Annotated in this window: 18 protein-coding genes; 12 read left to right on the forward strand and 6 right to left on the reverse strand. The window is 65.0% G+C overall.

Annotated features, from left to right (window positions below):
• Window positions 1–113: 113 nt before the first annotated feature.
• Entirely contained in the window at window positions 114–1,325 is a 1,212-nt protein-coding gene (locus GA0061098_RS39795; protein ID WP_091967031.1) for a patatin-like phospholipase family protein, read from the forward strand.
• Here the strand turns inward: GA0061098_RS39795 and GA0061098_RS39800 are convergent.
• A complete protein-coding gene (locus GA0061098_RS39800; protein ID WP_091967033.1) occupies window positions 1,317–2,561 on the reverse strand; it encodes an amidase in 1,245 nt (414 codons plus the stop codon). The genes GA0061098_RS39795 and GA0061098_RS39800 overlap by 9 nt on opposite strands.
• 116 nt (window positions 2,562–2,677) lie before the next feature.
• On the opposite strand from GA0061098_RS39800, the gene dprA reads away from it, so the two are divergent.
• Window positions 2,678–3,796: a DNA-processing protein DprA gene (gene dprA, locus GA0061098_RS39805; RefSeq protein WP_091967035.1), complete on the forward strand. Its 1,119-nt coding sequence runs from the start codon at window positions 2,678–2,680 to the stop codon at window positions 3,794–3,796.
• On the opposite strand, the gene GA0061098_RS39810 is transcribed toward dprA, so the two are convergent.
• A complete protein-coding gene (locus GA0061098_RS39810; protein WP_091967036.1) occupies window positions 3,793–4,215 on the reverse strand; it encodes a winged helix-turn-helix transcriptional regulator in 423 nt (140 codons plus the stop codon). The two genes, dprA and GA0061098_RS39810, sit on opposite strands and share 4 nt — an antisense overlap.
• 83 nt (window positions 4,216–4,298) lie before the next feature.
• Between GA0061098_RS39810 and GA0061098_RS39815 the strand changes: the two genes are divergently transcribed.
• Window positions 4,299–4,907, forward strand: a complete 609-nt coding sequence (locus GA0061098_RS39815) for an FMN-dependent NADH-azoreductase (protein ID WP_091967038.1) — start codon at window positions 4,299–4,301, stop codon at window positions 4,905–4,907.
• A 71-nt stretch (window positions 4,908–4,978) separates the two neighbouring features.
• On the opposite strand, the gene GA0061098_RS39820 is transcribed toward GA0061098_RS39815, so the two are convergent.
• Together GA0061098_RS39820 and GA0061098_RS39825 are read right to left on the reverse strand one after the other, a co-directional pair.
• Window positions 4,979–5,161, reverse strand: a complete 183-nt coding sequence (locus tag GA0061098_RS39820) for a hypothetical protein (RefSeq protein WP_091967040.1) — start codon at window positions 5,159–5,161, stop codon at window positions 4,979–4,981.
• Window positions 5,162–5,336: 175 nt separating this feature from the next.
• Window positions 5,337–6,110 (reverse strand): SDR family oxidoreductase, encoded by a 774-nt coding sequence (locus GA0061098_RS39825; RefSeq protein ID WP_165637915.1) that lies wholly within the window; start codon window positions 6,108–6,110, stop codon window positions 5,337–5,339.
• A gap of 121 nt (window positions 6,111–6,231) precedes the next feature.
• Here GA0061098_RS39825 and GA0061098_RS39830 point away from each other — a divergent pair, with 121 nt between their 5' ends.
• Window positions 6,232–6,699, forward strand: coding sequence for a winged helix-turn-helix transcriptional regulator (locus GA0061098_RS39830; RefSeq protein ID WP_091967044.1), 468 nt, complete (start codon window positions 6,232–6,234; stop codon window positions 6,697–6,699).
• A gap of 277 nt (window positions 6,700–6,976) precedes the next feature.
• On the opposite strand, the gene GA0061098_RS39835 is transcribed toward GA0061098_RS39830, so the two are convergent.
• A complete protein-coding gene (locus tag GA0061098_RS39835; RefSeq protein ID WP_240536454.1) occupies window positions 6,977–7,132 on the reverse strand; it encodes a hypothetical protein in 156 nt (51 codons plus the stop codon).
• 311 nt (window positions 7,133–7,443) lie between these two features.
• Here GA0061098_RS39835 and topA point away from each other — a divergent pair, with 311 nt between their 5' ends.
• The 4 genes from topA to GA0061098_RS39855 are packed head-to-tail and all read left to right on the forward strand — an operon-like array spanning window position 7,444 to window position 13,792.
• Complete coding sequence (gene topA, locus GA0061098_RS39840) at window positions 7,444–10,185, forward strand: type I DNA topoisomerase (protein ID WP_091967046.1); 2,742 nt, start codon at window positions 7,444–7,446, stop codon at window positions 10,183–10,185.
• A 20-nt stretch (window positions 10,186–10,205) separates the two neighbouring features.
• Window positions 10,206–12,575 (forward strand): ribonuclease R, encoded by a 2,370-nt coding sequence (gene rnr / locus GA0061098_RS39845; protein ID WP_091967048.1) that lies wholly within the window; start codon window positions 10,206–10,208, stop codon window positions 12,573–12,575.
• Window positions 12,569–13,009, forward strand: a complete 441-nt coding sequence (locus GA0061098_RS39850) for a DUF983 domain-containing protein (protein ID WP_091967049.1) — start codon at window positions 12,569–12,571, stop codon at window positions 13,007–13,009. Before rnr ends, GA0061098_RS39850 begins: the two co-directional genes overlap by 7 nt.
• A 30-nt stretch (window positions 13,010–13,039) precedes the next feature.
• The gene (locus tag GA0061098_RS39855; protein WP_091967051.1) at window positions 13,040–13,792 is read left to right on the forward strand and encodes an NUDIX hydrolase; all 753 of its coding nucleotides are present in this window, start codon (window positions 13,040–13,042) and stop codon (window positions 13,790–13,792) included.
• Here GA0061098_RS39855 and GA0061098_RS39860 read toward each other — a convergent pair whose 3' ends face one another.
• A complete protein-coding gene (locus tag GA0061098_RS39860) occupies window positions 13,793–14,335 on the reverse strand; it encodes a hypothetical protein (protein ID WP_091967054.1) in 543 nt (180 codons plus the stop codon).
• Window positions 14,336–14,575: 240 nt separating this feature from the next.
• Here GA0061098_RS39860 and GA0061098_RS39865 point away from each other — a divergent pair, with 240 nt between their 5' ends.
• The 4 genes from GA0061098_RS39865 to GA0061098_RS39880 all read left to right on the forward strand — a co-directional run bounded on the left by GA0061098_RS39865 (window position 14,576) and on the right by GA0061098_RS39880 (window position 18,778).
• Window positions 14,576–15,913, forward strand: a complete 1,338-nt coding sequence (locus GA0061098_RS39865; RefSeq protein ID WP_091967056.1) for an amidohydrolase — start codon at window positions 14,576–14,578, stop codon at window positions 15,911–15,913.
• Between the two features lie 205 nt (window positions 15,914–16,118).
• Window positions 16,119–17,444: an LLM class flavin-dependent oxidoreductase gene (locus GA0061098_RS39870; protein WP_091967058.1), complete on the forward strand. Its 1,326-nt coding sequence runs from the start codon at window positions 16,119–16,121 to the stop codon at window positions 17,442–17,444.
• Window positions 17,445–17,651: 207 nt separating this feature from the next.
• Window positions 17,652–17,819, forward strand: a complete 168-nt coding sequence (rpmG, locus tag GA0061098_RS39875) for a 50S ribosomal protein L33 (RefSeq protein ID WP_007603295.1) — start codon at window positions 17,652–17,654, stop codon at window positions 17,817–17,819.
• Window positions 17,820–18,223: 404 nt separating this feature from the next.
• Entirely contained in the window at window positions 18,224–18,778 is a 555-nt protein-coding gene (locus GA0061098_RS39880; protein WP_165637916.1) for a hypothetical protein, read from the forward strand.
• Window positions 18,779–18,910: the final 132 nt, after the last annotated feature.

An 18,910-nucleotide genomic window follows, 5' to 3' on the forward strand; every position in this document is an offset into this window, starting at 1 on the left:
TGCATTATATGTCAATTCGCGTTCGCAAATGACGGCCGAATCACGGTTGTATTGGCGAGCGGATTCCGGCCTGTCATCCTGACAGCGGACATGGCGTTACGCGGTTGCTCAGAATGAGCGAGAAGATTGTCGGCACGCATGACGGGGTTGGTTCGCAAGGTGCGGTACGCACCGCGGCAAGCCGTCTGCTCTCGACCACAGACATCTGGTCCGATGCCCCCTCGCCGCCTCCCGCGCCAGAGTCTCTTCCCGTTTTGCCACCAGCGTCGCATCCTGATCCGATCGCGCAAGCGCCTGTGACGGTCGAGGTGGTGGCGACGACCGCGCCCGTTCCGCGTGCGCAACTACACGCCGGCCAATGGCCGCCGCGAAAGCTCTCGCTGGCGCTGCAGGGCGGCGGCACCTTCGCCGCCTTCACCTGGGGCGTGCTGGAGCGGCTGCTGGAAGAGCCGATCGAGATCGACAGCATCAGCGGCGCCAGCGCCGGCGCCATCAATGCGCTCCTGCTCGCCTCCGGCCTTGCCGAGGGCGGCCGCGAAGCTGCCCGGGCACGGCTGAGCCGGTTCTGGCTCCGCCTGATGCACGAGGCCTCGTTCCGCTCACTGATGCTGGTCGGCGGATTTTCGCCGGCGGGAAGCTCGGTCGCGTTCGGCCCGACGCTGCGCTCCGGCCAGTTCGATCCGTTCGATCTCGATCCGCTGCGGCAGGCGCTGTCGCGCGACATCAATTTCGCCGCCTTGCTCAATCCGGAGTGCCCGAAGCTTTTGATCGCGGCGACACGGATCCGCGACGGGCAGCAGCAGATCTTCCGCAACGACGCCATCACCGCCGATGTCGCGCTGGCCTCGACCTGTCCGCCCTTGGTGCACTGCGCCGTCGAGATCGAGGGCGAAGCCTATTGGGACGGCGGCTTTGGCGGCAATCCACCCTTGCTGCGGCTGGCGCAGAAGACGTCGACGTCCGACGTCCTGCTCGTCCAGGTCACGCCGGCGCGCGACAGCTACGTGCCGATCACGCTCGCCGCGATCGATCGCCGGCTCGACCAGATCGCGGCCAACGCCGCCCTCAATGCCGAGATGGCGGCGATCGCCTGGGCGCAGGCTCATGCTGCGCCGTCGCTGCGCCTCACCAGGATCGCGGCGGAAGATTCCGTTGACGGCCTGGCCCAACGTTCGTCCACCGATCTCGGCCGCGGCTTCATTCGCCTGCTGCATCGGAGCGGGCGCGCAGCCGCCGAGCGCTGGCTCGGGCAAGATGCAAAGGTCGGCGCACCGCTCTCCGAGCCCGCACAGTCCCTTGTCGCTTCCGAACCCGCGCTAACCTGATTTCGCCAGCGCGTTCTCCAGGAACCAAGCCGCCGAGAGTGCGACCGGATCATTGCCGAAGCGCGCGATCACCTGCACGCCGATCGGCAGGCCACCCGCCTTCAGCACCGGCACGTTGACGCAAGGATTGCCCATCAGCGTCCAGAGCCGGTTGTAGCGGGGATCGCCTGTCGTCGCGAGCTCCTTGGCTGGAGCCGTGCCGGGCGCCGAATAGGTCAGGAGCACGTCGACGCCCTCGAACAATTCGCCGAGCTCGCGGCGGCCGCGACGGCTGATCCGGCGTGCCTCGTCATAGTCCTTCGGCGTCAGATGCGCGGTGGCATCGAGGCTTGCACGCAACATCGGTGCGATCTCGTCGTGACGCTCCGAAAACTCCCAGGCCAATGCGCGATGCGCCTCGAAATCCTGGACAATGGGATGGATGCGCCAGGCCTCCTGCACCGCCTCCGGCAGATCAATCGCCTGCACGCTGGCACCGGCACGTTCCGCGGCCTTGATCGCTGCCTGCAAGCCCTCCTCGGCCGCCGGCTCCACGGCGCCGGCAAACTCCTGCCTGACCACGCCGATGCGCGGCGATGTCGCCGGGACGATGCCGGAAAACTCTGTGCGACCCGTCATCGCCAAAAGTCCGCGCGCGAGATCTTCCGCGCGCGATCCGAACAGGCCGACCGTGTCGAGTGCCCACGAGTAGCACTTGACGCCGACCGTCGGCAGCATCCGGAACGATGGCTTGATCGCGGCAGTCCCGCAATAGGCCGCGGGCCGGATCACCGAGCCGCCGGTCTGGGTGCCCAGCGCCAGCGGGATCATGCCGGCACCGACGGCCGCCGCCGAGCCCGAGGACGAGCCGCCCGGCGAATGGCCGAGATTGTGCGGATTGAGCGTCGGGGTCGGATCGCGCGAGGCGAACGCCGTCGTTGTGGTCTTGCCGATGATGGTGGCGCCCGCCCGCTTCAGCATCATGACAACAGGCGCATCGGCGCGCGGCTGCCAGCCGCGATAGATCTCCGAGCCCATCTCGGTCGGCATATTGGCGGTGTCGATGATGTCCTTGATGCCGACGGCGATGCCGCGCAGCGGGCCGGCGCTTTGCGCCTTCGCGGCCTTGTCGTGTCGGACGAAGGCGTGGACGTCCTTCTCTTTGGCCTCGATCGCCGCATGCGTCTGGGCGATGGCGGCATCGGGCGACAACTCGCCGGCTTCGATGCGGCGCTGGAGGTCGGCAAGTGAGATCATGGCAAAATCCTTCTTATTGGCATCGCTTTTAGCATCGGGGCGAGGTCGCGCAAGCGCACGCCGCTGTTGCGCAACGCCCTCAGGTTGTTCCATGCTGCCCCCACAAGGGAGACGCCGTGGACGCCATCAATCCGAGCGTGGAGCTGACCGAGGCTGAGCGGATCGACCGCCTGCGGCTGATCCGATCCGACAATGTGGGCCCGCGCACTTTTCGTTCGCTGGTCGATCATTTCGGCAGCCCGCGTGCTGCGCTGGAGCGGCTGCCTGACTTGGCGCGCCGCGGCGGCGCGGCGCGGTCGGGGCGCATCTGCAGCGCGGATGAGGCCAAGGCCGAGCTCGCCGCGAGCCGCAAATTCGGCATCGCCTGGCGCGCGCCCGGCGAGGACGGCTATCCGGCCCGGCTGGCGATGATCGACGATGCGCCGCCGCTGCTCGCCGTGCGCGGCGATACGAAGACCTTGATGCGTCCGATGATCGCCATCGTCGGCTCGCGCAACGCCTCCGGTGCCGGGTTGAAATTCGCAGGCTTGCTGGCGCGCGAGCTTGGCGAAGCCGGCTTTATCGTCATCTCCGGGCTCGCCCGCGGCGTCGATCAGGCCGCACATCGCGCCAGTGTCGCAAGCGGCACGATCGCGGTGCTCGCCGGCGGTCATGATTGCATCTATCCGCCCGAGCATGGCGACCTGCTCGCAGCGATCCTCGACCACGCGGGGGCTGCGATCTCCGAGATGCCGCTCGGCCACGAGCCGCGCGCCCGCGACTTTCCCCGCCGCAACCGGCTGATCTCGGGCGCCTCGCTCGGCGTCGTCGTGGTGGAAGCGGCGCACCGCTCGGGCTCGCTGATCACCGCGCGCATGGCGGCCGAACAGGGCCGCGAAGTGTTCGCGGTGCCGGGCTCGCCGCTCGATCCGCGGGCCGCCGGCGCCAATGATCTGATCAAGCAGGGCGCGACCCTCGTCACGGAAGCTGCCGATATCATCAATGCTGTCGCACCGATCATGGAGCGGCCGCTGATGCACCCCGTGAGCGAGCCCGACAGCGAGCCGTTCGAGAGCGATCCGCAAGGCCACGACCGCGACCAGATCACCGGCCTGCTCGGCCCCACCCCCATCTCGATCGACGATCTCGTGCGGATGTCCGGCGCCTCACCCGCGATCGTGCGCACCGTGCTTCTGGAGCTCGAGCTCGCCGGAAAGCTGGAGCGCCACGGCGGCGGGTTGGTGTCGCTGATCTAGGGATCGTTCCGCTCGTCGAACTTCGTCCGCGCCGCCGCGATCTGCTGCTGATGCGCGATCGCCCACTCGCCGAGCGCCTTCACCGGCTGCTGGAGGCCACGGCCGAGATCGGTCAACTCATAGTCGACCCGCGGCGGGATGGTGGGGAAGATCGTGCGCGTAACGAGGCCGTCGCGCTCCAGTCCCCGCAGCGTCAATGTCAGCATGCGCTGCGAGATGCCGTTGATCATGCGCTTCAGCTCGTTGAAGCGCTTAGGCCCGTCGCTCAGCATCATGATGACGAACACGCTCCATTTGTCACCGACACGAGACAGCACGGAGGCGACCCCACGGCAGTCCGCATGGTCGGGATGCGGCATTGGATCGGGCCTCGGCGTCGCAGGAAAACCGGTGTTCTCAGGTTTCAAAGATGTGCCCATGGCTCAAAAAAGTGCGTTCTTGCGGGGTTTTCGATAGTCACTCATGTAGCTCTAGTTACAAACTTATACCATGGTGACCTCAAATGAAACTCCTCCATATCGACTCCAGCGTGCTCGGCCCCCACTCCGTCTCCAGGCAGGTCTCCGCCGCCATCGTCGACCGACTCCGGCAGGCGACGCCCTCACTGGACATCACTTATCGCGACCTGACCCAGACCCCGCTGGCCCACCTCTCCGGCTCGCACCTCGCCGCCGCGCAGGGCGCGCCCGCACCGGCGGAACTCGGACCCGACCTTGCCGCAAGCGCAGCCGCGCTGGATGAGTTCCTGGCTGCCGACATCGTCGTGATCGGCGCGCCCATGTACAACTTCACCATTCCCAGCCAGCTCAAGGCCTGGATCGATCGCATTCTGGTGGTGGGGAAGACTTTCAAATACGGCGCGGCCGGGCCCGAGGGGCTCGCCGGCGGCAAGCGCGTGATCGTGGCGATCTCGCGCGGCGGCTATTACGGCGTCGAGACGCCGTACGCAGCCGGCGAACATCTCGAAAGCTATTTGCGCTGGGTGTTCGGCTTCATGGGCATCACCGGCGTCGAATTCATTCCGGCCGACGGCGTCCAGGTCGGCCCGGACCACCGCGAGAAGTCGCTGGCCGGCGCCCTCCAGGCGGCAACAAGCCTTCGCGCGGCCTGAGTTCATGCCGACATCATCAGTCGCCGGGGCACCGCCTGCGGCGGCTGATGGACGGCGGCCGGTCTGCGAAGCTAAAACCAGGCGCCCTGCATGCCCAGGATGACCGCGACGAGCGAGATGAACAGGCCAATGCCGGCGAACAGAACCACCCCGATGAGTTCGGAAGTATCGGAGCGTTTGGCCGGAACGGTTGAATTTTCGGTGTAAATGCGCGGTGCTGAAATCGATGAAAAAATGCGAGCTGCTTTTGGCATATCGGGCTCCCTTGAAATGAGTCTTGTGACCCCCGCCCGTAAAAATGTCTTGGCAGCTTGCACGAAGGTTCAACGCCTCACGCAAGGTTCAGGAATATATGGCTCGCCAGGTGCAGGAATCTGCCGGCGCAATCGCAATGATCGCGCCGACTGATTCAATTTTCACTTCACTTGATCAACCGCGATAGATCGGCGCGCCGCTCGGCGAGGCCACCGCGCCGCCGTCGACGAAGATCTCCTGGCCCTGCACATGCGCGGAATCATCGGAGGCAAGGAATAGCACCGTCTTCGCAACGTGATCGGTTTCACCGATGCGCCCCAGAGGCGTCGACAGCGCGATCCGCTTCTCGAACGCCTTCTCGGCTTCCGGTGTTGCCGTTGCAGGTCCCCAGATCGGCGTGCGGGTCGCGCCGGGCGCGACCACGTTGACGCGGATGCCGCGCGGCGACAGTTCCGAGGCCATGATCCGCGCCATCGCGCGCACGCCGGCTTTCGCCGCGCCATAGGCCGAGTAGCCGGGAATGCCGAGCACGGAGATCACCGAGCCGTTGAGGATGATCGAGGCATTGTCGCTGAGATAAGGCAGTGCCGCCTGCACCGTGAAGAATACACTTGTCAGGTTCGTGCTGATGACCTTCTCGAAGACCTCGAGCGTGGCCGAGCCGAGCGGCGTGCCGCCGGCGATGCCGGCATTGGCGAATACGATGTCGAACTTGTCGAACTTCTCGGCGCCCTGCTTGATCGCAGCTTCCGTCGCGGCGATGTCGGTGGCATCGGCAGCGAGCGCGAGCGCGTTCGGCCCGAGCTCTTTCGCGGCCGATTCCAGCGTCGCCTTGTTGCGCCCGGTGATCACCACCTTGGCGCCTTCGGCCACGAACAGTTTTGCGGTCGCAAGGCCAATGCCGCTATTGCCGCCGGTGATCAGGGCCGTCTTGTTCTTCAATCTCACGTTCGCCTCCAGTGGTTGCATCATAAAACCAAGTTGCCATCTAGGGCGCGTGGTTTTATGATGCAACCACACAAACGCGTGATCGGCACGCCGATCGTGCGAACGCGACAGGACCGGAACGATGGTGAAACGAACCAGCTTCGAAGGCGATGGCTGCCCGATCGCGAGGTCGCTGGACGCGCTCGGCGATTGGTGGTCGCTGCTGATCATCCGCGAGGCGCTGTTCGGCCTGCGCCGCTTCGGCGAATTCCAGAGCAAGCTCGGCATGGCCAAGAACATCTTGTCGGTCCGGCTGCGCTCGCTCGTCGACCACGGCATCCTGGCAACCGCCCCCGCCTCCGACGGCAGTGCCTATCAAGAGTATGTGCTGACACCGAAGGGCCGCGGCACCTTCCCGATCCTGGTGGCGCTCAGGCAATGGAGCGAGGAGTTCGACGATCGCCCAGAGGAGATCGCGACTGTATTGGTGGATCGCGCCAAAGGCCGCCCGGTGAAGAAGCTCGAGATGCGCGCCGAGGATGGGCGACTGCTCAGCCCAGCGGATACCACGCTGAAGCCGCGGGCGACGCGGCGGCGGCGATTGGCGTGACAGCCGTAACCCCACCACGCCGTCATTGCGAGGAGCCTTGCGACGAAGCAATCCAGACTGCCGCCGCGGAAAGACTCTGGATTGCTTCGCTGCGCTCGCAATGACGGGGATAGAACGGCGCCCCTATCTCACACCGTCACCCTGAGGTGCTCGCCCCTCGAAGGGCGACGGCCCGGCTGCACCAGCGTGGCCGTGCATCCTTCGAGGCTCCCGGCGCGATGCCTTGCATCGCGCCACTCGCGCCTCAGGATGACGGGGCTGACGTCGGCTGCCCCCCTCACGACAGCTTGCGCTTGCTCCGCAGCCTCACATGCTCGTCGGCCTCGAGCTTGGTCATGCCCAGGAGATAATGCAGCACGTCAAGCTTGTGGCGCTCGGCGAGCTTGCGCAATGCCCCGACCTGCTCGGCGATGAAGGCGACAGCCTCGTCCACGCCGCCCTCCCCCGGTTCCTCGTGACGCGAGCCTCCCGGCGCGCCTGATGCGGCGCGCGCCCGTTTCTTTCCCGGCCTAGTCACCAGCCCCCACCCGAATCCATGCCCCGCCGAAACATTACGCCGACATCGATCGCAACTCCAAGGTGGTATTTTGCAACTTTCTCGATATGAAACTTTTCCCATCCGGGCGTCTTTCAACAGCCTTCGATTTGACAGCGAGGGCCTCACCACCCATGTTCGGGGCGAAACGGCCGACCCGAGTCCTTTCGTTTTCGGCCTCAGATTTTCCCGTAAGTTACTGGAACTACATGAATATCGTCATTGTGGAGTCGCCGGCGAAAGCCAAGACGATCAACAAGTATTTGGGCTCGTCCTATGAGGTTCTGGCCTCGTTCGGTCATGTCCGCGACCTGCCCGCGAAGAACGGCTCCGTCGATCCCGACGCCAATTTCAAGATGATCTGGGAGGTCGACCCCAAGGCGGCCGGCCGGCTCAACGACATCGCCAAGTCCCTGAAGAACGCCGACCGCCTGATTCTCGCCACCGACCCTGATCGCGAGGGCGAGGCAATCTCCTGGCACGTGCTGGAGGTGCTGAAGGAAAAGCGCGCGCTGAAGGACCAGAAGATCGAGCGGGTGGTGTTCAACGCCATCACCAAGCAGGCGGTCTCGGACGCGATGAAGCATCCGCGCCAGATCGACGGCGCGCTGGTCGACGCCTATATGGCGCGCCGCGCGCTGGACTATCTGGTCGGCTTCACCCTCTCCCCGGTGCTGTGGCGCAAGCTGCCGGGCGCCCGCTCCGCCGGCCGCGTGCAGTCGGTGGCGCTGCGCCTCGTCTGCGACCGCGAGCTCGAGATCGAAAAATTCGTCGCGCGTGAATATTGGTCGCTGATCGCGACCCTGCTCACCCCGCGCGGCGATGCGTTCGAGGCCCGCCTCGTCGGCGCCGACGGCAAGAAGATCCAGCGCCTCGACATCGGAACCGGCGCGGAAGCCGAAGACTTCAAGAAGGCGCTGGAGACGGCCGCCTACGCCGTGACCTCGGTCGATGCGAAGCCCGCCCGGCGCAATCCGCAGGCGCCCTTCACCACCTCGACGCTGCAGCAGGAAGCCAGCCGCAAATACGGCTTTGCGCCGGCGCACACGATGCGCATCGCTCAGCGCCTATATGAGGGCATCGACATCGGCGGCGAGACCACCGGACTCATTACTTATATGCGTACCGACGGCGTGCAGATCGCCCCCGAGGCGATCACCCAGGCGCGCAAGGTGATCGGCGAGGACTACGGCAACGCCTATGTGCCGGACGCTCCGCGCCAGTACCAGGCCAAGGCCAAGAACGCCCAGGAAGCGCACGAAGCGATCCGCCCGACCGACATGTCCCGCCGCCCCGACAGCATGAGCCGCAAGCTCGATGCCGATCAGGCGCGACTTTATGAGCTGATCTGGAAGCGCACCATTGCGAGCCAGATGGAATCGGCCGAGCTGGAGCGCACCACCGTCGACATCACGGCGAAAGCAGGCTCCCGCACGCTGGAGCTGCGCGCCACCGGCCAGGTGGTCAAGTTCGACGGCTTCCTCGCGCTCTACCAGGAAGGCCGCGACGACGAGGAGGACGAGGACTCCCGCCGCCTGCCCGCGATGAGCCCGAACGACGCGCTCAAGCGGCAGTCGCTGTCCGTCACCCAGCACTTCACCGAGCCGCCGCCGCGCTTCTCAGAGGCTTCCCTGGTCAAGCGCATGGAAGAGCTCGGCATTGGCCGGCCCTCGACCTACGCCTCGATCCTGCAGGTCCTGAAGGACCGCGGCTACGTCAAGCTGGAGAAGAAGCGCCTGCACGGCGAGGACAAGGGCCGCGTCGTGATCGCGTTCCTCGAGAGCTTTTTCGCTCGCTACGTCGAATATGATTTTACGGCCGGTCTCGAGGAGCAGCTCGACCGCATCTCCAACAACGAGATCTCCTGGCAGCAGGTGCTGAAGGATTTCTGGACCGGTTTCATCGGCGCCGTCGACGACATCAAGGATCTGCGCGTAGCCCAGGTGCTCGACGTGCTCGACGAGATGCTCGGGCCGCACATCTATCCGCCACGTGCCGACGGCGGCGACGTCAGGCAGTGCCCGAACTGCGGCACCGGCCGGCTCAATCTGAAGGCCGGCAAGTTCGGCGCCTTCGTCGGCTGCTCGAACTATCCGGAGTGCCGCTACACCCGTCAGCTTGCCGCCGACGGCGAGACCACCGCCGACCGCTCGCTCGGCCAGGATCCAGAGACGGGTCGCGACGTCTGGGTCAAGGCCGGCCGGTTTGGTCCCTACATCCAGCTCGGCGAGCAGAAGGATTATGAGGAAGGCGAGAAGCCGAAGCGCGCCGGCATTCCGAAGGGCACCTCGCCCGGCGATGTCGAGCTCGAGCTTGCGCTGAAGCTGCTGTCGCTGCCGCGCGAGATCGGCAAGCATCCGGAGACCGGTCAGCCGATCACCGCAGGGCTCGGCCGCTTCGGGCCGTTCGTCAAGCATGAGAAGACCTATGCCAGCCTGGAGGCCGGCGACGAGGTGTTCGATATCGGCCTCAACCGCGCGGTGACGCTGATCGCGGAGAAGGTCGCCAAGGGCCCGAGCCGCCGCTTCGGCGCGGATCCCGGCAAGGCGATCGGCGATCATCCCTCGCTCGGCACCGTCACGGTGAAGAGCGGCCGCTACGGCGCCTATGTCACCGCGGGCGGCGTCAACGCGACGATCCCGGCCGAGTTCGAGAAGGACACGATCACGCTGGCACAGGCGATTGCGCTGATCGACGAGCGCGCGGCCAAGGGCGGCGGCAAGAAGCCGAAGAAGGCAGCGAAGCCGGCCAAGGCCAAGAAGTCTGCAGAGAAGGCTGCGGACGGCGATGACGCCGCGCCGAAGAAGAAGCCGGCCGCGAAGAAGGCGGCCAAATCGAAAACTGAATCCACCAGCAAGGCGCGCGCAGCCGTGTCGTCGACCGCAAAAACGTCGCCGACCAAGGCCGCCGCTACCAAGGCTCCGGCCAAGAAGAGTGCCGGCAAGACTTGAGATCAAGAATTAGAGGTTAAGTGAAACGCAAGAATGACCATGGCTTTCCCGACAGGCAAGCCATCGTCGCCTTCATCAAGGCAAATCAAGGAAACGTCGGCACCCGCGAAATTGCGCGCGAGTTCGGCCTGAAGAACGCCGATCGCGTCGAGCTCAAGCGCATATTGCGCGAGCTCGCCGACGACGGAACCATCAAGAAGAAGCGCCACAAGGTGTCCGAGCCGGACGCGCTGCCGCCGACGCTGGTCGCCGACATTACCGGCCGCGACGCTGACGGCGAGCTGATCGCCTCACCCACCGAATGGGACGAGGTCGAGAGTGGCGAGCCCCCCACAATACACATCCAGATGCCGCGCCGGCCAAAGCCAGGCACCGTCGCCGGCGTCCGCGATCGCGTGCTGCTGCGCGTCGAGCGCACGGACGACACCGAAGGCCCGGCCTATCGCGGCCACATCATCAAGGTCTTCGACAAGGCCAAGAGCCGCATCCTCGGCGTGTTCCGCGCGCTTCCCGAAGGCGGCGGACGGCTCGTCCCCGTCGACAAGAAGTCCGCGGACCGCGAGCTGAACATCGCCCCGGCCGACACACACGGCGCGCAGGACGGCGATCTCGTCAGCGTCGACATCGTCCGCACGCGCAGCTTTGGGCTGGCGTCCGGCCGCGTGAAAGAGAAGCTCGGCTCGGTCAAGTCGGAGAAGGCGATCAGCCTGATCGCGATCTACGCCCACGACATCCCGCTGCAATTCTCCTCCGGCGCGATGCGCGATGCGGAAGCCGCGGAGCCGGCTAACCTGAAAGGGCGCGAGGATTGGCGCGACGTGCCGCTTCTCACCATCGATCCGCCCGACGCCAAGGATCACGACGACGCGGTGCATGCTGAGGCCGATCCCGATCCCAACAACAAGGGCGGCTTCATCGTCAACGTCGCCATTGCGGATGTGAGCTTCTACGTCCGGCCCGGCACCGCGCTCGACCGCGACGCGCTCGATCGCGGCAACTCGGTCTATTTCCCCGACCGCGTCGTGCCGATGCTGCCCGAGCGTATCTCCAACGATCTCTGCTCGCTGGTGCCGGGCGAGCCGCGCGGCGCGCTCGCGGTGCGCATGGTGCTCGGCCCAGACGGCCGCAAGCGCTCGCACAGCTTCCACCGCATCCTGATGCGCTCGGCCGCCAAGCTGAGCTACGCGCAGGCGCAAGCCGCGATCGACGGACGGCCGGATGACACCACCGGCCCCCTGCTCGATCCGATCTTGAGGCCGCTCTACGCCGCCTATGTCTGCGCCAAGCGCGCGCGTGACGAGCGCGATCCGCTCAATCTCGACCTGCCCGAGCGCAAGATCCTCCTGAAGAGCGACGGCACGGTCGACCGCGTCGTCGTCCCTGAAAGGCTCGATGCGCACAAGCTGATCGAGGAGTTCATGATCCTCGCTAACGTCGCAGCCGCCGAGATGCTGGAGAAGAAATCGCTCCCGCTGATCTACCGCGTGCACGACGAGCCGACGCTGGAGAAGGTCCACGCGCTCGCGGAATTTCTGGAGACGCTCGACGTTCCCTTCGCCAAATCAGGCGCGCTGCGTCCCACCACGTTCAACCGCGTGCTGGCCCAGCTCGAAGGCCATGATTATTACCCGCTGGTGAGCGAGGTCGTGCTGCGCGCCCAGGCGCAGGCCGAATACTCCTCGGAGAATTACGGGCACTTCGGCCTGAACCTGCGCCGCTACGCGCATTTCACCTCGCCGATCCGCCGCTATGCCGACCTCGTCGTGCACCGCGCGCTGGTTCGTGCGCTCGGTCTCGGCGAAGGCGCGCTGCCCGACAGCGAGACGCCGGAAACCTTAAGCGAGGTCGCAGCCCATATCTCGGTGACCGAGCGGCGCGCGATGAAGGCGGAGCGCGAGACCGTCGACCGGCTGATTGCCCATCACCTGGCTGATCGCATCGGCGCGAGCTTCCAGGGCCGGGTCTCCGGCGTCACCCGCGCCGGCCTGTTCGTCAAGCTCGCTGAGACCGGCGCCGACGGCCTGATCCCGATCCGATCCCTCGGCACGGAATATTTCAACTATGACGAGAGCCGACACGCCCTCGTCGGCACGCGCAGCCGCACCATGTATCAGCTCGGCGACGTGGTCGACGTCCGCCTCATCGAGGCAGCGCCGATCGCGGGCGCGCTTCGTTTCGAGCTGCTGTCGTCCTCCAGTGAGACCGCGCCGCGCGAACGCAGACCATCCGGTCCGCAGCGCCGCCCCTCGTTCAAGGCGCATCCCGGACGCAGCCCGGATAGAAAACGCAAGCCGGCGAAGCCAAAATCCGGCAAGCCGAAGAAGGGCCAGGGAAAGAATAAGGGAAAGAACAAGGGCAAAGGCGGCGGTAAAAAGGGCAAAGCATGGTGACGATGAGCACGGCCCCAAAAATCTGGACGCGCGAGACGGGTCTCGTCGAGAAGCGCGATCTCTGGACGGCGATGAAGCGCGGCTTTCGCGGCCGCTGCCCGCGCTGTGGCGAGGGCAAGCTGTTCCGCGCCTTCCTGAAGACCGCAGACGATTGCGCCAAATGCGGCCTCGATTTCACGCCGCACCGCGCCGACGATCTGCCCGCCTATCTCGTCATCGTCATCGTCGGTCACATCGTGGTGCCCACGATCCTCTGGATCGAGACCAATTACACGACGCCGGTCTGGCTCAGCTTCGCGGCCTATCTGCCCTTCACCTTCGTCGCCTCGCTCGCGCTGCTGCAGCCGGTCAAGGGAGCTGTGGTCGGCCTGCAATGGGCTCTGCGCATGCACGGGTTTGACGAGAACCCTCCGGATGGTATTCCGCCTGTGTAAGCAAGAAGCAAAAAGCGTTTGGGTGAGGACATGACGGATATTGCGCAAGTCGCGGAGAAGGCCAAGGTCCACGAGGAGAAGGAAGCCGATCATCATCCCTATTTCCGTCCGAGGGATGCGGCAACGCTGATCCTGGTCGACCGCAGCGGCGCCATTCCGAAAGTGCTAGTCGGCAAGCGCCACGACAAGGTGGTGTTCATGCCCGGCAAGTTCGTCTTCCCCGGCGGGCGCGTCGACAAGGCCGACTATCGCGTGCCCTGTGCCGCGCCCATCACGGCCGAGCTGGAGGCCAACCTCGCCAAAGGCAGCCCGAAGACCCCCGCTTCTCGCGCGAAGTCGCTCGCCATCGCCGCGATCCGCGAGGCCTGCGAAGAAACCGGCCTCTGCCTCGGGCGCACGGCCGAGGGCAAAGTGACAAAGCTCGACGGCCCCTGGAAGCCGTTCGCCGATGCCGGCCTCCTGCCCGATCCCTCCAGCCTGTTCCTGATCGCGCGCGCGATCACCCCGCCCGGCCGGGTCAAGCGGTTCGACACGCGCTTCTTCACGGCAGACGCCTCCGCGATCACCCATCGCGTCGAGGGCGTGATCCATGCCGATGCCGAACTGGTCGAGCTGGTCTGGGTCGAGCTCGGCTCCAAGCCGTTGGCCGATTTGCATCCGATGACGCGCAACGTGCTCAACGAGCTCCACACCCGCCTTGCCACCGGCCCGCTGCGCCACGATGCGCCAGTGCCGTTCTTCCATTTCTACGGCGGCAAGATGCAGAAGGATATTTTGGGCTAGTCAGTCCGCATCCGGTTCGGTGCCGACATAATCGCGCGCCGGCAGCTTGAGGACGCGGCCGATTTCGCTTGCGAGCTGATCCGCCTCCTCACGACGCGTGAAGCTCTGAAGCGTGATCGGCTCGATGCCCTTGTTGCCGCAGAGATTGACGTCATATGTCGTCAGATCCGTGTCGTAGTCGTCGATGACACTGATGAAGTGATAGTCGGCGAGATTGCGCGACGAGCGGATGTTCAGCGGGCCGAACTGCCTGGTGATGACGATCTGGCGCAGCGTCTCGTTGAGCACGACGAAGTAGCGGAACGTCAGCAGGATGAGGCCAGGGATGCCGACGAGCAGCCCGAACCCCGTGAACACCAGCACCGGCACGAGATCGTCGGCGAGCCTTCCAAAACCGAAAAAGTCCTGGCGCAGGCCGAGCGCAACGTTCCACAGCAGATAGCCACTCGCCGCCAGCAGCGGCAGCGACAACAGCCGGCCGACCCATGGCATGGGCCGGTCGATGCGGACGATACCGCCGTCCACGGTCATTGCGCCGGCCATTGAAGCGTCTCCTCGCGGGGTCATGGCTTGGTCGGCGCGAGCAGCGGATTGGTTCGAAGAGACGCCTCGGTGCGGGGCTGGTCAAGCTGCTCGCCGATCTGCATCCGATGACGCGCAACCTGCTCAACGCGACAGCCCGCTCCGCCGCGATGCGCCGGTGCCGTTCTTCCATTTCTATGGCGGAAAGATGCGACGAGATGTGCTAGGTGAAGGAAGAGCCTTAAACAACCGGAGGATCAGATGATGCGCTTCGTAAGGCCTCTGCTCGCTTCCGTGGCGTTGTGCGGCCTGCTCTCGCCGCCCGCCCATGCGGAGCTCGACGTCGCCAGGTTGAAGCAAACCATCGAGACCGCCTTCGAGAGCGAATACCCGAAGCTTGACGCGCTCTATAAGGACATCCACGCCCATCCCGAGATTGCCTTCCAGGAGGAGAAGACCGCGGCAAAACTCGCCGGCGAGATGCGTGCGATTGGTTTTGAAGTCACCGAGCATGTCGGCAAGACGGGCCTTGTTGCCATCTACAAAAACGGTGACGGTCCCACCATCATGGTTCGCACCGAGCTCGATGCGCTGCCCATGGAGGAGAAGACCGGCCTGCCCTATGCCAGCCGCGACAAGCAGATCTGGCAGGGCCGCGAGACATTCGTCGCCCATAGCTGCGGCCATGACATCCACATGGCGAGCTGGGTCGGCACGGCGAAGACCTTGGTCGGCATCAAGGACCAGTGGCACGGAACGCTGATGTTCATCGCGCAGCCCGCCGAGGAAGAGGTCGCGGGCGCAAGGGCGATGATCGCCGATGGCCTGTTCACCCGCTTTCCGAAACCCGATGCGGGATTTGCCCTGCACGACGGCAGTGGGGCCTACGGCTCCGTGACCTACAGGGTCGGGGTCGGATCGTCGAATGTCGACGGTCTCTTCATCAGATTCGTCGGCCGCGGTGGCCATGGCGCGATCCCGCAGGCGACGATCGATCCCGTGATGATGGCATCGCGCTTCGTCGTCGACGTCCAGAGCGTGATCAGCCGCGAGAAGGACCCGACCGAATTCGGCCTCGTCACCATCGGCGCGATCCACGCCGGCACCGCTGGCAACATCATCCCCGACGAGGCCAGGGTGATCGGCACGATCCGCAGCTTCAAGCCGCAGGTGCGCGCGAGGATGCTGGCCGGGATCGAGCGGACGGCGAAAGCGGTGGCGGCGATGGCGGATGCACCGGCGCCCGAAATCCACATCGACGAAGGGACCAAGGCGGTGGTAAACGATGCCGCTGTGGTCGGCCAGGCCGAGCGGGTGCTGAAAGCGGCCTTCGGCGACAAGTTCAACGTCAGCCCTGCGAACACGACCAGCGAAGACTATTCGGAATATGTCAACGCCGGCGTGCCGTCGATGTTCTTCAACATCGGCGTTTATGAGCCCGACCGCGTCGCCGCCGCGCGCAACGGCAGCGGCCCGCCGCTTCCCGGCAATCACTCGCCGCAATTCGCCCCGGTGCCGAAACCGACCATCCAGACCGGCGTCACCGCGATGACGCTCGCCGTGCTGAGCGCCTTCGATCAAAGGGCCCGGGGGCAGTAGCCCTCTCGCCTCGGTGTCCGCGGCTTGATGGATTCTCAAATGCGCAATTGCGCATCGTAGCTCGCGCGATGGGGCGCGCCCCGGAACGACGCGAACGTGCTGAGGTTTGATCGAAAAACGAAAAAATCTTCCCGCCTCCCCCAATGGCGGAGTTCCCCGGCATTCCTATGTCTTCCCGAGCGTCACCAAGAACGGACACCGGGCGATGGCACAACGGCAACTCAAGCTTGGCGCGTTCATGCGCCCGATCAGCATCCACACCGGCGCCTGGCGCTATCCCGGGGCCTGGCCCGACGCCAATTTCAATTTCGGGCACATCAAGACGCTGATCCAGAAGCTAGAGGCCGGCAAGTTCGATGCTTTCTTCATGGCCGATCACCTCGCCGTGCTGAACATGCCGGTCAACGCGCTCAAGCGCAGCCACACCGTGACCTCGTTCGAACCGTTTACGCTGCTGTCGGCGCTCTCGGCGGTCACCGACCGGATTGGCCTGATCGCCACGGGCTCGACCACTTTTGACGAGCCCTACCACGTCGCGCGCCGCTTCGCCTCGCTCGATCATCTCAGCGGCGGCCGCGCCGGATGGAATATCGTCACGACATCGAACCCGGATGCTGCGCTGAATTTCGGCCTCGACGATCACATGGAGCATGCCGAGCGCTACAAGCGCGCCCGCGAGTTCTACGATGTCGTCACGGGCCTGTGGGATTCCTTCGCCGATGATGCCTTCGTGCGCGATGTCGAGAGCGGGCTATTTTTCGATCCCGCGAAAATGCACACGCTCGATCACAACGGCAAATATCTGAAGGTGCGCGGCCCCCTCAACATCGCCCGCCCCGTGCAGGGCTGGCCGGTGATCGTGCAGGCCGGCGCCTCCGAAGACGGCAAGCAGCTCGCGGCAGAGACGGCGGAAGCCGTGTTCACCGGCGGCGGCAGCCTCGCCGACGGACAAAAGCTCTATGCCGACATCAAGGGCCGTATGGAAAGGATTGGCCGCGATCCCGAGCATCTGAAGATCCTGCCCGGTGCCTTCGTCGTGGTCGGCGACAGCGTCGATGAGGCCAAGGAGAAGCGCGCGCTGCTCGACAGCCGCGTGCACTATGACAGCGCCATCGCCTCGCTCTCGGTCATCCTCGGCACCGATGCCTCGGGCTTCGACCCCGCTGGCCAGCTGCCTGATATCCCCGAGACCAACGCCAGCAAGAGCGGCCGGCAGCGCATGGTCGACCTCGCCAGGCGCGACAAGCTCACCGTGCGCCAGCTAGCCCAGCGCGTCGGCGGCTATGGCGGGCTGTCCTTCGTCGGCACGGCCAAAACCATCGCCGACCAGATGGAGGAATGGCTGGTCGGCCGCGGCTCCGACGGCTTCAACATCATGTTCCCGTTCCTGCCCGCCGGGCTCGACGATTTCGTCGACAAGGTCGTCCCGGAGCTGCAGCGGCGCGGGATTTTCCGCAAAGAGTATGAAGGGCCTACTTTGAGGGAGAATCTGGGCCTGCCACGGCCGAAAAACCGGTTCTTCGAAGCCTAATGGGCCCGATTTGGGCGGTTTTCGGCCCTAGAGCCCCGTACAGGGCTCTAGGTTGTTGTTTTTGACGCGTTTTCTTGACGCGAACCGGTGCCCACTTCGCTTGAAAACGCTTCGAAACCTTGACATCAGGCGGTTTCTGGCTAGGTTGCCGGCCAACGCGGGCCGTTTGGCCGGCTCCAGATTCCCTTCATTTCTGAGGTTCTGAACATGGCCAAAGCGGTCACCATCAAGGTCAAGCTCGTGTCCTCGGCCGACACCGGCTTCTACTACGTCGCCAAGAAGAATTCGCGCACCATGACCGACAAGCTGGTCAAGAAGAAGTACGACCCGGTCGCGCGCAAGCACGTCGAATTCCGCGAAGCCAAGATCAAGTAAGATCGCGGACAAGCCGCTGAGTTTTGCGGGGCCCTCACGGGCCCCGTTTTATTTTGGACTGCGTGTCCCGGACGCGCTGCAGCGTGCCCTAAGCGCGTACACGCGCGTCTTCGACACGCTATGGCGCTGCTGCGCAGAGCCGGGACCCAGAACGCGATACGCGACGCTGCGGCCGCATGGGCCCCGGCTCTGCAGCGCACCGCACCGGACGATGCTTCGCATCGCCGGGAGCGCTGCGCTACGTCCGGGGCACGAGAACGAGTTGACGTGCTCCACTTTCACCTGACCACCATGGCCAATCGTTAGGCAGAGGTCGCCTCAACCCTCGGTTGCCCAATCCCAAATGTCTGTTACCGTGCAGTTACCGGCGCGGGATTACCGTCCGGATTGGGAAGGACATGGTCATGAGATTGTCATCGAGCCGCCTTGTCGTGCCTTCAACCATCGCTGTCTTGTCGACCGTTTTGCTGTGCGCCCCGGCGGCATCGCAAATCCCGACCGGCTCCGCCGCCACGCTTCCCCCTGTCACGGTCGATGCGCCGAAACAGGTGGCAAAGCCGCACGTGTCGGAGCGAGGAGCAAACACAACGGCGCCGCGTCGGACTGTGTCAACCCCGCGAACGGCAACCGCGCGCACGCCTTCCTATGCACCGGGTTCTGTGATGGGGAGGATAGCCAGCCTGGAGAAAGTCGCCAGCAGTTGCAACGGTGGCTGTGCATCAAGCTTCCGGCATGGCAATGAGCCCTGGATCGGATGCAGCGAGTCGGGCGGCGGTCTGAACTATGGACCTTTCTCGCCGACGTGCCGAGACACCATCACCCATACCTCCTTCGAGAATTGCGTCGAGACAAAGGTGTTCCTGGGCGACAATCGAAACAGGGCCCACTGGTTTTGCAGCAGCTTGGCTGCCGGCAACAGGTTCAAGGTCGCCGATCTCAAGCGCTCGGGACATCGCTAGTCCATACCGCTCGCCGATCGTTGCAAACGCTTATCCCGATCCGTCATCCTTGTAAGTCTCGAATCGCTGGATCGGATAGAGTGTCCGGTGCGGTAACGGACGGGAGACCGCTTCATCCAAGGGCTTTGAAGC

The sequence above is a fragment of the Bradyrhizobium shewense genome, assembly GCF_900094605.1.
GTDB classification, from domain to species: domain Bacteria; phylum Pseudomonadota; class Alphaproteobacteria; order Rhizobiales; family Xanthobacteraceae; genus Bradyrhizobium; species Bradyrhizobium shewense.